Source organism: Pontibacter cellulosilyticus, assembly GCF_014306105.1.
Taxonomy (GTDB): Bacteria; Bacteroidota; Bacteroidia; order Cytophagales; family Hymenobacteraceae; genus Pontibacter; species Pontibacter cellulosilyticus.
Window position 1 is genome coordinate 250,493 of the sequence record NZ_JACRVF010000004.1, and the last position, 15,965, is coordinate 266,457.

General features: G+C 47.2%; 11 protein-coding genes and 1 riboswitch. Of the genes, 7 read left to right on the forward strand and 4 right to left on the reverse strand.

What is annotated here, in order from left to right; translation table 11 throughout:
• Positions 1-95: 95 nt before the first annotated feature.
• The 4 genes from hemW (at position 96) to ctlX (ending at position 3,526) form a co-directional block, all read left to right on the forward strand.
• Complete coding sequence (hemW, locus tag H8S84_RS14395; protein ID WP_187068056.1) at positions 96-1,223, forward strand: radical SAM family heme chaperone HemW; 1,128 nt, start codon at positions 96-98, stop codon at positions 1,221-1,223.
• Between the two features lie 99 nt (positions 1,224-1,322).
• Entirely contained in the window at positions 1,323-1,736 is a 414-nt protein-coding gene (locus tag H8S84_RS14400; protein ID WP_187068057.1) for a hypothetical protein, read from the forward strand.
• Positions 1,737-1,812: 76 nt separating this feature from the next.
• Complete coding sequence (locus H8S84_RS14405; protein WP_187068058.1) at positions 1,813-2,583, forward strand: cyclase family protein; 771 nt, start codon at positions 1,813-1,815, stop codon at positions 2,581-2,583.
• Positions 2,584-2,590: 7 nt separating this feature from the next.
• The gene (gene ctlX / locus H8S84_RS14410; protein ID WP_187068059.1) at positions 2,591-3,526 is read left to right on the forward strand and encodes a citrulline utilization hydrolase CtlX; all 936 of its coding nucleotides are present in this window, start codon (positions 2,591-2,593) and stop codon (positions 3,524-3,526) included.
• A 90-nt stretch (positions 3,527-3,616) separates the two neighbouring features.
• On the opposite strand, the gene metF is transcribed toward ctlX, so the two are convergent.
• The 4 genes from metF to rplU all read right to left on the reverse strand — a co-directional run bounded on the left by metF (position 3,617) and on the right by rplU (position 9,614).
• Complete coding sequence (metF, locus tag H8S84_RS14415) at positions 3,617-4,573, reverse strand: methylenetetrahydrofolate reductase [NAD(P)H] (RefSeq protein ID WP_187068060.1); 957 nt, start codon at positions 4,571-4,573, stop codon at positions 3,617-3,619.
• Between the two features lie 230 nt (positions 4,574-4,803).
• Positions 4,804-8,508 (reverse strand): methionine synthase, encoded by a 3,705-nt coding sequence (gene metH / locus H8S84_RS14420; protein ID WP_187068061.1) that lies wholly within the window; start codon positions 8,506-8,508, stop codon positions 4,804-4,806.
• Positions 8,509-8,580: 72 nt separating this feature from the next.
• Positions 8,581-8,690, reverse strand: a riboswitch (SAM riboswitch).
• Between the two features lie 272 nt (positions 8,691-8,962).
• Complete coding sequence (gene rpmA, locus H8S84_RS14425; protein ID WP_187068062.1) at positions 8,963-9,232, reverse strand: 50S ribosomal protein L27; 270 nt, start codon at positions 9,230-9,232, stop codon at positions 8,963-8,965.
• A gap of 73 nt (positions 9,233-9,305) precedes the next feature.
• Positions 9,306-9,614, reverse strand: coding sequence for a 50S ribosomal protein L21 (rplU, locus tag H8S84_RS14430; RefSeq protein WP_187068063.1), 309 nt, complete (start codon positions 9,612-9,614; stop codon positions 9,306-9,308).
• 645 nt (positions 9,615-10,259) lie between these two features.
• On the opposite strand from rplU, the gene H8S84_RS14435 reads away from it, so the two are divergent.
• The 3 genes from H8S84_RS14435 to H8S84_RS14445 all read left to right on the forward strand — a co-directional run bounded on the left by H8S84_RS14435 (position 10,260) and on the right by H8S84_RS14445 (position 15,656).
• On the forward strand, positions 10,260-11,219 hold the full coding sequence (locus H8S84_RS14435; RefSeq protein WP_187068064.1) for a ribonucleoside-diphosphate reductase small subunit: 960 nt from the start codon (positions 10,260-10,262) through the stop codon (positions 11,217-11,219).
• A gap of 350 nt (positions 11,220-11,569) precedes the next feature.
• A complete protein-coding gene (locus tag H8S84_RS14440; protein ID WP_187068065.1) occupies positions 11,570-13,948 on the forward strand; it encodes a ribonucleoside-diphosphate reductase subunit alpha in 2,379 nt (792 codons plus the stop codon).
• A gap of 274 nt (positions 13,949-14,222) precedes the next feature.
• Complete coding sequence (locus H8S84_RS14445; RefSeq protein WP_187068066.1) at positions 14,223-15,656, forward strand: amidohydrolase family protein; 1,434 nt, start codon at positions 14,223-14,225, stop codon at positions 15,654-15,656.
• Positions 15,657-15,965 lie beyond the last annotated feature (309 nt).

Consider the following 15,965-nt stretch of genomic DNA (forward strand, 5'->3'; position numbering starts at 1 on the left):
AGGTAACGGTGTGCTGCCAGATTATCGCACAAGAGCAAGCGGTGTTAACCAATAGCTCAACAATTTAACAACCCAACAATTTAACGATTTATACTTTGTCCGGCATTTACCTCCATATTCCTTTCTGCAAACAAGCCTGCCATTACTGCGATTTCCACTTTAGCACCTCCATGGGGCACAAAGAGGCAACTATACAGGCTATTGCCCGGGAGCTGGAGCTGCGCCAGGATTACCTGCAGGGGCAGGAGGTGCGCACCATCTACTTTGGAGGCGGCACTCCCTCTTTGCTCACGCAGCGGGAGCTGGAACTATTGCTACAAACTATAAAAAGGCTGTTTATAGTTTCGGAGGATGCTGAAATTACCCTGGAGGCCAACCCTGATGACCTTAAACCGGAGAAACTGTGGGAACTAAAGGCCGCAGGCATTAACCGCTTAAGTATAGGCCTGCAGTCGTTTCATGAGCCGCACCTGCGCATGATGAACCGCGCCCACAACGCCACTGAAAGCCTGCAGTGCGTGCGTGATGCTCAAGCCGCTGGCTTCGATAATATTACTGTTGACCTGATCTATGGCATCCCGGCACCGGATCACACGATTTGGTTGGAAGATCTGAAAACGCTTTTCTCCCTTAATGTGCAGCACGTTTCCTGCTACGCCCTTACCATTGAGCCTGACACGGCATTGGGCCGCTGGAGCAAGAAAGGCAAGTTTACGCCATCCGAAGACGACTTTACAGCTCAGCAGTTTGAAATTTTGCTGGAGCAAATGGCGCAGCATGGCTTTGTACAGTACGAGATTTCAAACTTCTGCCAGCCCGGCTTCGAATCCAAACACAATAGCAATTACTGGCGCGGGGTGCATTACCTGGGCTTAGGGCCAAGTGCGCACTCTTTTAATGGGGTGTCGCGGCAGTATAATGTGGCTAATAACCGGAAATACACTGCAGCCATAAGCGAGGCAATAATACCAGCAGAGGTAGAGGAACTTACTTTAGCAGACCAGGCAAACGACTACCTGCTTACCACGTTGCGCACTATATGGGGCTGTGACTTAGCCATTATGCGTGATAAGTATATGTACGATGTTCAGGCCAGGCATGCTACCTATCTTCAGGAGTTACAGCAAAAAGAGTTGGCAAGTATAAATGAGAGTGTGCTTTATTTAACTGACAAAGGCAAACTGTTAGCCGACCAGATAACGCTTGATCTATTGGCCGATTAAAATACACAAGTTCTATAAAGACAAATCAAGCTGTACTTCGTACAAAAATAAAAAGGGTGCATGCCGAGTATTTTCTAAATCATACTACCTGCCACACTTATGCTACATCTCGCTTTGGTATATAATTCTGATGATTTTAAAATAGAGGTTGACGACAACCATGCCTACGTGCGTACCGAGTGGCTGCGTCCGCTTACTGACAAAGAATTTACCAGCGAGGCCATGCAGGCGTATAAAATCATAGCTGAAAGAAATGCGGAGAGGGTGCTTGTAAATGCGCAACAGGTATCTATACTTGGCCCGGAAACAAAAGACTGGCTCTCCAACACTTACTATTGCCTGTTCTCCAAGACTGCCGTGAAAAAAATGGCCCGCGTGATGCCTGACAATCTCTTTAAGAAACTGGCTTTAGCATCGGTTGTAACACGCGCCGAGGCCTCAACTACTATTTCTTACTCCATACAGGACTTTGCCTCGGAAGCGGATGCTATTCACTGGCTGCTGGAGGACTAAAGTAAGTATACTTTTCACGCTTCAACGTATAGGTTTCGGCAAATTCTGCTATACTTGCTAAAAAGCTTTTTACCCCATGGAAGCCACCATCACCTATCAAGATCAAACCTATACCTTTAACCCGCTGCAACCGTTGGATATTTCGATGCCGCTGCACGACAGGCAGCCACAGCCGGAGTGTTTCTGGGCAGAGCCTGTACAGTTTGATGTGATCAGGGTTGGTGATTTTGTGGGAAGTGTGGCAGAAGGCGGCAGCACCAACTATAAACGCGTACACGTAACGCCACACGGCAATGGCACCCACACCGAGTGCTACGGTCACATCTCCGCGGACGAAAACGCCACGATACACAATTGTCTGAAGCGCTTTATGTTTGTAGCCCAACTAATATCGGTGCAGCCGCAAGAGCAGGAGAACGGCGATTTTATGGTACTACTGGAGGATGTGCAAAAGCAGCTGCAGGGGATAAAATGCGAGGCTGTTATACTTCGCACGCTACCCAACTCCGACGATAAGCTTACCCGCCACTACTCCGGCACCAATCCGCCATACTTGGAGCACACCATCGGGCAGTACTTAGCAGAAAAAGGAGTACAGCATTTACTTTTAGACCTGCCATCTGTGGACCGTGAACTGGATGAGGGTAAACTACTGTGTCACCACGCCTTCTGGCAATATCCTAAAAACACCCGCTGTGGCGCCACTATCACCGAGCTCATTTATGCCCCGGATCACATTGCAGATGGTTTATACTTACTAAACCTGCAGATCGCCAGCCTGCAGCTGGATGCCAGCCCAAGCAAGCCTGTACTGTATTCGTTAGCACCTGAGTTTCCGCAACTATAGCTACGCCATGCAACAGACTACCAATACTATTCTGATGATTGAGCCGACTAACTTCTGCTACAATCCAGATGCGGCAGAAACGAACAAATTCCAGAGAGAAGCAAAAGGATTAACACCGGCAGAAGTACAGGCAAGGGCGCTTCAGGAGTTCAGGTTAATGGTGGAGCAGTTGCAGCAGGCAGGCGTGGAGGTAAACGTAATACAAGACGTAGAGAGCTCCTGCACACCCGACTCTATTTTCCCGAACAACTGGTTTTCCACGCACCAAAGCGGCAGGTTAGTTACTTACCCGATGGCCCCAGTAAACAGACGTGCAGAGCGTCGCCAGGAGGTGATAGATTTCCTGGTACAAAAGTATGGCTATAAGGATCATGTACAACTGGAGTATTTCGAGCAAATGCCAGAGCCAAAATTTCTGGAAGGCACCGGAAGTATGATCCTGGACCGGGTGAACAAGATAGTGTATACCGCCTTATCTCCGAGAACAGCGCAGGAACCGCTACAGGAGTTCTGCGACAGGCTAAAGTATAAACTGATTACTTTTCGTGCCTGTGGGCCAACAGGTGAACCAATTTACCACACCAATGTGATGATGTGCCTGGGCGAAACCTTTGCAGTAGTTGGCCTGAGCGTGGTAGATGCACAGGATCGGGAAAAGCTACGCCAGCAATTAGAAAGCACTGGAAAAGAGGTTATAGAACTCACTTCTGATCAAACACACCACCATTTTGCCGGAAATATGCTGCAGCTACAAAACAGGCTCGGCGAAAGTATACTAGTGATGTCTGAGGCTGCTTATTCTTCGCTTAAGGAGGAGCAAGTGGAGAAGCTAAAGAAACAAAACAATCACCTGCTATACTTCCCTATACACCTGATCGAGCAGTGTGGGGGTGGCAGTGTGCGCTGTATGATTGCGGAGATTTTTAAGCCACTAGAAGTATAGTCTGTACTTTCCTACACCTCAAAAAGTTAAGGCTGGAGTTGTAGCCCCAGCCTTAGGTTAGTTATAGTTTAGTTATATAAGGTGTTCTCTCTAAAACAGCGCCTCCGCCACTTTTCTTACCGACTCTGATTTACCCATGGAGTAGTAGTGCAGGCATGGTACGCCAAACTCCATCAGCTCTTTAGACTGCTGTATGGCCCACTCAACTCCTACCTGTGCAGCCGCTTTATTATCAGGACAAGCCTCTATGGCATCAGCTAAATCGCAAGGTATTTCGATATGGAACAGACTTGGCAGCAAGGTTAGCTGCGTTTTGGTGGTCATCGGTTTTAAACCTGGTATAATCGGCACATCTATACCTTCTGCACGGCACTGGTTCACAAAATCGAAGTACTTCTGGTTATCAAAGAACATCTGCGTTACGATGTAATCAGCACCCAACTCTACCTTCTTCTTCAGCCAACGCAGGTCTGATTTCAGATTTGGCGCCTCGAAATGCTTCTCCGGGTATCCGGCTACCCCAATGCAGAAATCGGTGCAGCTGTTGCTTGCCTGCTCATCATCTAAATAGCAACCTTGGTTCATATCCACTACCTGCTCTATCAGCTGTGATGCATAGTGATGCCCTCCCGGCTCCGGTACAAAACGCTGTTCACTTTTCACGCAATCGCCACGCAGCACCAACACGTTGTCTATACCCAGGAAGTGCAGGTCTATCAACGCGTTTTCAGTTTCTTCCTTGTTAAAGCCTCCGCAAATCAGGTGTGGCACGGTGTCTACTTTGTAGTTGTTCTGGATGGCTGCGCAAATACCTACCGTGCCAGGACGTTTACGTGTAGTGATTTTCTCCAGCAGGCCATTCTCACGCTGTTTGTACACATACTCCTCACGGTGGTAGGTTACGTCGATAAACGGCGGTTTGAACTCCATCAGCGGGTCTATGTGGCTGAACAGGGTTTTCATGTTCTCGCCCTTCAGCGGAGGCAGTATCTCAAACGTGAACAGCGTTTTGCCGTCAGCGTTTTTGAAGTGATCTGTTACTTTCAATTTATGTTAAATTGTTAGATTGCTTAATTGTTAAATTGGTGGTTTGCCGTGTCCAACCACCCCTAATCCCTCCTTGTCTAAGGCGGGGAACCTGCTATTGTTTTAATACACCTCAAGTTCTATAGCTGAAGGCTATTGAATGCAATAGCGCAAACTATGAGCTATACAGATTGAAGTAGTAGGCAAAATTCCCCGCCTTAGACAAGGAGGGGTTAGGGGTGGTTAGATTGCTACACCGCCTGCTGCGCTACCGGCTTTGGCTCATAGTTCAGGTTCGGCGACAGCCAGCGTTCCAGTTCCTCTTTTGGCATACCTTTGCGCTGCGCAATATCCGCCACCTGATCTTCTCCAATCTTACCCAAACCAAAGTAGCGCGACTCCGGATGCGAGAAGTATAAACCACTTACTGAGGCTGCCGGGTACATGGCTAGATTCTCCGTAAGTATAACTCCGGTTTCTTCTGCATTCAGCAAGTTAAACAGCGTGATCTTCTCTGTATGGTCTGGGCAGCCGGGGTAGCCTGGTGCGGGACGGATGCCTTTATACTGCTCTTTGATCAACCCTTCGTTATCCAGCTGCTCATTTGGTGCATAGCCCCACAACTCCCTGCGAACCTTCAGGTGCATCAGCTCAGCAAAGGCTTCGGCTAATCTGTCTGCCAGCGCTTTTACCATAATGGACTTATAGTCATTGTGCTCTGCTTCATACTTCTCCAGCAGCTTCTCGATGCCAAAACCTGCAGACACTACAAAACCACCTATATAATCCTGCACTCCTGTTTCCTTTGGAGCCACAAAATCAGAGAAAGCCAAGTTTGGCACATTTGCACCTTTCTTGCCCTGCTGCCTCAGCGTATGGAATTCCATCTGTACGTTTTCACGTGAATCATCAGCATATACTTCAATGGTATCATCAGCCTCTACGTTGGCAGGATAGAAACCAACCACAGCACGTGCCTCTAACAGCTGCTTGTCAACAATCTCCTGAAGCATGACCTGTGCATCATTAAAGAGTTTGGTAGCCTCTGTGCCTAATTCCGGGTCGTTCAGGATTTTCGGGTACTGGCGTTTTAACTCCCAGGTATGGAAGAACGGGGTCCAGTCGATATAGGGCACGATCTCCTGCAGCGGATAGTTCGTGTATATTTTGTTGCCCAGGAAGCTTGGTTTGGTTACTTCGGTGATATCCCAGTCTATTTTATACTTGTTGGCGCGGGCTTCTTCTATACTTGCAAAAGCACGGTCTTTGGTGCGGCTCAAATGATCCTCGCGCAGCTTCTCATACTCTGCCTTGATCTCTCCAATATAGCTTTCTTTGTTACTGCCCAATAGGCTGCTTACCACCGTTACGCTACGGGAGGCATCGTGCACGTGTACTACTGGTCCACTATACTGCGGCGCGATCTTTACAGCCGTGTGTACTCTGGAGGTAGTAGCTCCACCTATCAGCAGCGGAATTTTCATGCCCCTGCGCTCCATCTCCTGCGCTACGTACACCATCTCGTCCAGCGAAGGAGTAATCAGACCACTCAAGCCAATGATATTTACCTGCTGCGCTTCGGCTTCTGCCAGGATTTTGTCCAGCTGCACCATCACGCCCAGGTCTATTACCTCATAGTTGTTACAGGCCAGCACCACGCCCACAATGTTTTTACCTATGTCATGCACATCGCCTTTCACGGTAGCCATCAGTATTTTTCCTTGTGTAGAGGCTGATGAACCTGCCTTTTCTGCTTCCATGAACGGCATCAGGTAAGCCACGGCTTTCTTCATGACACGAGCACTCTTCACCACCTGCGGCAGGAACATTTTACCGGCTCCAAACAGGTCGCCGACTACCGACATACCTGCCATTAATGGCCCTTCAATCACATCCAGTGTCTTAGCAGCTTTCTGACGTGCCTCTTCGGTGTCTTCGTCTATATATTCAACAATGCCGCGTACCAGCGCGTGCTTCAGACGTTCTTCAACTGTAGCTTCGCGCCAGGCATTGTCGGCTGCAGTGGCAGTTTTGCCTTTGCCTTTGATGGTTTCGGCATAGGTTACCAGCTTCTCGGTGGCGTCCGGGTGGCGGTTAAAGATCACATCCTCGATCAGGTCGCGCAGCTCTTGTGGCACCTCCTCATAAATCCCCAACATGCCGGCATTTACAATGCCCATGTCCATTCCGGCTTTTACGGCGTGGTACAGGAACACCGTGTGCATCGCCTCGCGCACCAGGTCATTACCCCGGAACGAGAACGACAGGTTACTAACGCCCCCGCTTACTTGTGCATGCGGCAGGTTTGCTTTTATCCATTTCACCGCCTCAATGTAATCTACTGCATAGTTGTTGTGTTCTTCTATACCTGTGGCAATGGCAAGTATATTCGGGTCGAAGATGATGTCCTGTGGCGGGAAACCGACTTCGTCTACCAGAATCCGGTAAGAGCGCTCGCAGATCTCAATGCGACGTGGCAGCGTGTCGGCCTGACCTTTTTCATCAAAAGCCATTACCACCACGGCAGCACCATACTGGCGCACTTTGTGGGCTAATTTCTTAAAGGCTTCTTCTCCTTCTTTTAAGCTGATGGAGTTAACGATACTTTTACCCTGCACACACTTCAAACCAGCCTCAATCACGCTCCATTTAGAGGAGTCGATCATGATGGGCAGTTTGGCGATGTCGGGCTCAGAAGCGATCAGGTTGAGGAAGTCAGTCATAGCCTGTTCTGAGTCCAGCATGCCTTCGTCCATGTTCACGTCGATGATCTGCGCACCGCCCTCTACCTGCTGCTGTGCCACTGCGAGTGCTTCCTCGAATTTACCGTTAACGATAAGTCGGGCAAACATCTTAGAGCCGGTAACATTCGTGCGCTCACCGACATTTACAAAAAGCGTATCTTTTGTGATGGTGAGTGGCTCTAAGCCGCTGTAGCGTGGGAGAGGTGCTACTGGAGTGGGAGCGTGCGGTTTATACTTCTGCACTAAGTCTGCGATTACTTTGGTGTGTACTGGCGTGGTGCCACAACAACCACCCAATATATTTACCAGCCCCTCTTTCAGGTATTCTTCCACAATAGCACCCATCTGCTGTGCCGTTTCGTCGTAGCCTCCAAAGGCGTTTGGTAAACCAGCATTTGGATAAGCACTGATGTAACAGTCGGAGATGCGGGCCAGCTCCTGGATGTGCGTCTTCAACTGACGAGCACCCAGCGCACAGTTAAAGCCAATGCTAAGTATAGGCGCATGAGAGATGGAATTATAAAAAGCCTCTACTGTTTGCCCAGATAAGGTGCGGCCGCTGGCGTCGGTTATGGTACCGGATACCATGATCGGCAGTTCTTTGCCACCGTCATTCACAAATTCCTGAATAGCAAACAGTGCTGCCTTACAGTTCAGCGTATCAAATACCGTTTCTACCAGCAGCAGGTCAGAACCACCATCTACCAAACCGCGCACCTGCTCATAGTATGCCTCCACCAGCTGGTCGAACGTAATGGCACGGTAGCCGGGGTTGTTCACATCCGGAGAAAGCGAAGCAGTACGATTAGTCGGGCCGATGGCACCTGCCACAAAACGTTTATGAGAAGGATCTTTTGCCTCTACCTCATCCGCTGCCTCACGTGCAATCTTTGCCGACTCATAGTTTAGCTCATACACGATGTGCTCCAGGTGGTAATCGGCCATGGCTATACTTGTGCCACTAAAGGTGTTGGTTTCAATGATATCAGCACCTGCCTCTAAGTACTCTGTGTGTATGGTTTTGATTACGTCTGGTCTGGTAATGGAAAGCAGATCGTTATTGCCTTTCAGGTCGGAGGGATGATCTTTAAAGCGTTCGCCTCTGAAATCTTCTTCTGTAAGCTGGTAACGCTGGATCATGGTGCCCATGGCGCCATCAAGCACAAGCACACGCTGTTTCAGCAACTGGTAAATCGGATGTAATTTGGTCATGTTCGGTGTCTTTCTTCTCGTAAGTCTGCTGCATTAGCTTATCAAGAAGGACACCCTAAGGTAGGATATACTATCTTATCTTTTCCCGGCTAAAGTATAGCTGAGAAGGGAATTAGCACCAGGCTTGTACAAGGTTGCTAAGACGTCATAGGGCCCTATCCCTCGGTCTTTCTTGATAAGAAGCTGCAATTTAATCAGATATATGTGAATTACGAAATCTTTTGAATATAGATATGATGTATTTGTCTGACGGCTTGATACCTATAAAACAGAAAAGGACACATAAAGTGTCCTTTTCCTAAAAGAGTTTAATTGATTTTACTCTATAACTCTTTATACTTACTTATACGGCTACTCGAGGCAAAGGTGTCGTTAGTTTATACTTTTTTACAAAAAAGAAAGGGACACCGTGTGGCATCCCTTTCCCTTAACTGCTTTAACAGTTATGCTTTGCTTACGCTTCTGCTTCTACTCTTGGAATTACAGAAACATAAGAACGGTTTTTCACGCTCTTTCTGAACTCTACAACGCCGTCAACCAAAGCAAACAAAGTGTGGTCTTTGCCCATACCCACGTTTTTGCCTGGGTGGTGTGCAGTACCTCTTTGTCTTACAATGATGTTACCAGCGATGATGTTCTGGCCACCGTAAATCTTAACACCAAGTCGTTTTGAGTGTGACTCGCGGCCGTTATTAGAACTACCAGCTCCTTTTTTGTGTGCCATTTTGTTTAAAATTTAATTCAGGTTAGCGGGGGCATCCCCTGAAAAAGTTCTTCGATTAATTTCTTCTTACTGCTTAACCAATGCTCTCGATCAGGACCTTCGTGAAGTGCTGGCGGTGACCATTCTTCTTACGGTATCCTTTTCTTCTCTTCTTTTTGAAAACGATTACTTTGTCGCCTTTCACGTTGCCAAGGATTTTACCAACCACTTTAACACCGCTCACGAAAGGAGCACCTAACGTAACTGTACCGTTATCATCAGTAAGAAGAACATTGGTGAACTCAACGGCGTCACCCTCATTGCCGGAAAGCTTGTTAGCGTAGATGAACTTACCGCTCTCTACTTTGGTCTGTTGACCTGCGATTTCTACAATTGCGTACATCAGCTTCAATGTATGTTTAAAATTTAGTCTGCAAAAGTACGGCCTATATTTTAATTATGCAACGCCTTGTCGTATAAATTGTTAAACCCTGCCCACATGTTACACATCAAAATGTGGATAACGATGTTGAAATCCACAACCCAATTTCAAGGCGCCTCATAATTCCACCCTAATCAACTATACTTTAACTAGATACAGACCATTTGAGTAATCTACATTTTCAACAGCTGTTGTGTAAATCTGTTTCATGCTTCACAAATTTTGCCTGCAGTTTTAAAATTTTACACACAGATACACACCTAAATCTTCCCTCCACTACTCCAAATCGCTTTCTGGTAAACAAAAATGGTATTTAACAATGATTTTATAGCTTCTTAAAAATATTCCAACAAAACTATATAGTTGATAACTTATGTGGATAAGCATGTTCATTACACCGCAACACACAAGCGTTCAACTACTTAAAAGAGTGTGTATAAATTGAACAACTTTAGCCCCTTAATTCAAGTTCAATTCTATATATTTGAAGTCACGATAATACCGGATGTTAACCAGGCATCTACCAAAACATAAATCTTAATGGGGTGTTTTCTAAGCAAGGTTTTGCTTACCCCTTCAACCAATAAAACACTTAGTTACTAGCTTATGGAGCCAATACTACAAGAGAACCCAAACCGCTTTGTACTGTTCCCAATCCAGCACGACGATATCTGGCAGATGTATAAGAAGGCTGAGGCCAGCTTTTGGACTGCCGAAGAGATTGACCTGTCGCAGGACATTAAAGACTGGGAAAACCTGAACGACGGTGAACGCCACTTTATCAGCCACGTACTCGCGTTCTTTGCAGCCTCTGACGGTATTGTGAACGAGAACCTGGCTATTAACTTTATGCAGGAGGTACAGATTCCGGAGGCGCGTTGCTTCTATGGTTTCCAGATCATGATGGAGAACATCCACGCCGAGACTTACTCCCTGCTGATAGATACTTATATAAAGAAGCAGTCTGAAAAGGATTACCTCTTTAACGCGCTGGAGACAGTGCCGTGCGTGAAGAAAAAAGGGGAATGGGCACTACGTTGGATCAACAGCGAGAACTTTACAGAGCGTTTGATCGCTTTTGCGGCTGTAGAGGGGATTTTCTTCTCAGGTTCTTTCTGCTCTATCTTCTGGCTTAAGAAGCGTGGCCTGATGCCTGGCCTTACTTTCTCTAACGAGCTGATCAGCCGCGACGAAGGCCTGCACTGCGATTTCGCCTGCCTGCTGTACTCTATGCTGAACAATAAACTGCCAGAAAGCCGCGTGCACGAAATTATACGCGATGCGGTAACATTTGAGCAGGAGTTCGTGACGGATGCGCTGCCGGTAGACCTAATTGGCATGAACGCGAAGCTGATGAGCCAGTACATCGAGTTTGTGGCTGACCGTCTGTTAGTAGCGCTTGGCTGCAGCAAGATCTACAACGCTACCAACCCATTCGACTTCATGGAAATGATCTCGCTACAAGGCAAGACAAATTTCTTCGAGAAGCGTGTGGGCGAATACCAAAAGGCCGGCGTAATGGGAGACAAAGACAAAAATGTTTTTTCTCTCGACGAAGACTTTTAAGATTATTAGAGATTTACTATGTTTAGGGAGCCAAAGGGAAAAGGCCCATCTTCTTTTCCTATCCTAAATATTATACTTACTCTTACCGCACGGTAGCTAAAGCAACAGGCAGGTTACTGCAGCGGCACCATAGTTGGCAGCATCGCCACCTAACGGGGTATTTCTACCCTACTATATAGTAAAAGCATTTAGCTTTACTTATAATCGTTTGTACTACAACGGCTTATACATATAACACCGTATGGGCAGGTTGTATACCTTACAAAGTATAACCTCTGCTGTAAAGCAGCATTACCTATATAACCAAACTAAACAACCCGGGGCCTTTAACCTCGCTAATTGTATACATTATGTTAGTAGTTAAACGAGACGGCAGACGCGAATCTGTCAAATTCGATAAAATTACAGCACGCATCGAGAAGCTGTGCTATGGCCTGCATATGGATTACGTGTCGCCGATTGAGGTGGCCAAAAAGGTGATCGACGGTATATACGACGGCGTTACTACCGTGGAGCTGGATAACCTGGCAGCCGAGACAGCAGCATCGCTTACTACCAAGCACCCGGATTATGCGGTATTGGCAGCACGTGTGGCTATCTCTAACCTGCACAAGGTTACAAGTAAGTCGTTCTCCAACACCATGAAGCGACTTTATACTTACACCGACCCAAAAACCGGTGAGAATGCATCGCTGATCGCGAAGGATGTGTATGAGATCATCCGTAAGAATGCGGCTCTATTAGACTCAACCATCATTTACGACCGTGACTACAACTACGATTTCTTCGGTTATAAGACCCTAGAGCGTTCATACTTGCTTCGCCTGGATGGTAAAATCGTGGAGCGTCCGCAGCACATGCTGATGCGCGTGGCTGTGGGTATACACAAAGAAGATATTGAGTCTGCGATTGAGACATACAACCTGATGTCGGAGAAGTGGTTTACGCATGCTACCCCAACGCTATTTAACGCTGGTACGCCAAAACCACAGCTGTCTTCGTGCTTCCTGCTTACCATGAAGGATGATAGCATACCGGGCATCTACGATACATTGAAGCAATGCGCTCAGATTTCGCAGAGTGCCGGAGGTATTGGTCTAAGTATCCATAATGTACGTGCTACAGGTTCTTACATTAAGGGCACCAACGGTACATCCAACGGTATAATCCCGATGCTGAAGGTGTATAACGATACAGCCCGTTACGTGGATCAGGGTGGTGGCAAGCGTAAAGGCGCTTTCGCTATTTATCTGGAGCCATGGCACGCCGATATCTTCGACTTCCTGGAGCTGAAGAAGAACCATGGTAAAGAAGAGAACCGTGCACGCGACTTGTTCTACGCCCTCTGGACGCCAGACCTGTTTATGAAACGCGTAGAGGAGAACGGAGACTGGAGCCTGTTCTGCCCGAACGAAGCACCTGGCCTGGCTGAATGCTGGGGCAAAGACTTTGAGCGCCTGTACGAGAAGTATGAGCGTGAGGGTCGTGCCCGCAAAACGGTAAAAGCGCAGGATCTGTGGTTCCACATACTGGAGTCTCAGATAGAAACAGGTACGCCATACATGCTATACAAAGACCACGCGAACCGCAAGTCGAACCAGCAAAATCTAGGTACTATTAAGTCATCGAACCTGTGTACCGAGATTATGGAATACACCAGCGAAGACGAAGTTGCTGTATGTAACCTTGCCTCTCTGGCGCTACCTCGCTTTGTGAAAGAAGAAGGTGGCCATAAGGTGTTCGACCACCAGAAACTGTTTGATGTAACCTATCATGCAACTGTTAACCTAAACAAGGTTATCGACATAAACTATTACCCGGTACCTGAGGCGAAGAACTCTAATATGCGTCACCGCCCAATTGGTTTAGGTGTGCAGGGCTTAGCTGATACTTTTATTCACCTGCGCATGCCGTTCGAAAGCGATGAGGCAAAAGGACTGAATAAAGACATCTTCGAGACGATCTACTTTGCTGCCATGACAGCTTCTAAGGATCTTTCCAAGAAGCAGGGTGCTTACGAAACCTTTAAAGGCTCTCCGTTAGCAGAAGGCAAGTTCCAGTTTGATATGTGGGGCGTTACGCCAGAAAGCGGCCGTTGGGACTGGGAAGAGCTTCGCCAGGAGGTGATGAAGCACGGTGTGCGTAATTCTCTGTTGGTAGCACCTATGCCTACTGCCTCCACTGCTCAGATCTTGGGTAACAACGAATCGTTTGAGCCTTATACTTCTAACATTTACCTGCGCCGCGTATTGTCTGGTGAGTTTATGGTGGTGAACAAGCACCTACTGAAAGACCTGATCGCGCTGGGCATCTGGAACGACAACATGAAGAACCAGATTATCGCAGCTAACGGTTCTGTGCAGGATATCCCGAACATCCCGCAGCACATCAAAGACCTGTACAAAACAGTATGGGAGATTAGCCAGCGTACAGTAATTGATATGAGTGCTGACCGCGGTGCTTACATTTGCCAGAGCCAGTCGCTGAACCTGCACGTAATGAACGTAAACTTCGGTAAACTGACTTCGATGCACTTCCACGCTTGGAAGAAAGGCCTGAAAACAGGTATGTACTACCTGCGCACCAAAGCTGCTGTAGATGCCATTAAGTTTACTGTAGAGAAACAAGCCGCTGAAACCTTATCACCGGTTTACAACCAGGATCAGAATCGCAGCGACATGAGCTGCTCCCTGGATAACCCAGACGCTTGCGAAGCTTGCGGATCGTAAAATTAACAATTATAGATAATAAGAAAGGGAGGCTCATGGCCTCCCTTTTCTATTTTAGAACCTTTTATCTAATGATAACTGTCTGATTGGTCTTCTTCCACAATTATGGATCCTCATTGATAGGTGTTTAGTTATTGGTGAGAATACAAACAACAGTAGAAACTAATATTGATCAACCCAATGATATCACCAGACCAATAGCGTAAGCATACCAACCCAAGCACACCTTACGCAGTACAAGCATCTATACTTTAAGATCATAAAGAGTACACCTGTGAAGAAGCTACCAAACAAACCTACCAAGCAGCAAAAGCAAAACAGCATAAGCAGGCGCAGTTTCATTGGCAGCTCACTAGTTCTAGGTGCGGCTGGTATCGCAGGTTATTCAGGCGCTTTTGCCCATACTCTACAACCATCGCAGAGCCAGAACCTACCGCCACGAGGCTACTACCTCATCAAGAATGCCTATGTGCTAACTATGGATGCTACCCTAGGCGACTTTAAGCAAGGCGATGTGCTGGTGCGGGACGGTGAGATAAAGCAGGTAGGGCAGAACCTGAGTGCAGCCGGTGCCGAGGTGTTGGCAGGGGAGGGAATGGTCGTGATGCCAGGGCTGGTAGATACGCATTGGCACCTCTGGACATCGCTGCTCCGAAGTATGGCCGGCAACACAGAGGGCCGCGGCTACTTCTCCGTTACCCGAAAAGTAGGCCAGCATTATACCCCAGAAAGTATGTATGCCGCCACCAGACTGGCACTTGCTGAAGCTATCCACTCAGGTATTACCACGCTACACGACTGGAGCCACAATGCAAGAGGACCAGCGTTTGCCGAGGCAAGTATAAAGGCTTTGCGAGAGGCAGGCATACGAGGGCGCTATTCGCTTGGTGTGCCTACCGGAGAAGGCGGCGTGATAGACCTGCAACTGCTGGAAAAACTTCATGATAACTGGAACAAATATGCAAGTAATAATTTGCACTTGGGTTTAGCATGGCCAGGCATCAACAACAGAAAAGAAACCGGTTTAAAAGAACTGGATAAAGCCCGGCAGATAGGTATACCCGTGTCGGTTCATGCGAGCTCGGCAGGGGTAATAAGTGGTTTAGTGCAGGCGGGTGTGCTGGCCAAAGGTATGCAAATTATACATTGCAAAGATGCTACAGAAGACGAGATCCAAAGTATAGCCAGAGCAGGCGCTGTGGTTAGCCTGTCGCCGTTTTCAGAGCTGCGCATCGGGTATGGTATACCGCCGGTCAAAGAGCTTTTAGATGCAGGAGTTACACTTGGTATATCAGCAGACACAACCACGCTAACCGGCAATGCAGATCTTTTTTCTGTGATGAAAATATTGCTGAACCTAACCAATGCCTTAAATAAAAGTGAATTTGCTTTAACCGCCAAACAAGCACTGGAGAAAGGCACCATCGAGGGAGCACGCTCTCTAGGACTTGCTGACCAAACAGGCTCGCTTACACCCGGAAAACGCGCTGATTTAATCATGTTATCTGCTAATGCCCTGAACTTAGGCTATGTTACTGACCCTTATGGTTTGGTAGTAGAGGCGGCACAGCCAGCTAACGTACATACTGTGATGATAGACGGAAGAATTCTGAAACGAAATCACACCCTCACCCACCTGAACAAAGATCAGATTATAGCCGATGCCAAAACGGCTTTTAAAAAGGTTATGGAAAAGAGCGGGTGGTAAGATAGTAATATGATGGCTTCAGACGAGTTAATGACTTACTGCCTTTGTAAGTGTTCTCACCAACAATTAAAACCTTTTTAAATCAGCAAAGTGTTTATACTACCCAAAACTCTACTCTAAAAAGTATAAAGCTGTAATTGTTAAAGATTTTGTCCTCCAAAACTTACTTCTATAGCATTGTAGCTAACCTACGTGGTTAAGGTGTTGATACTTGATTTAAAAACACATATCCTCTCAAAGTTAACTCTTTTTAAACCCTGATGCTAATTGGAATTCTTATCTATACCATACTCAGTGCAGCCTTCACTA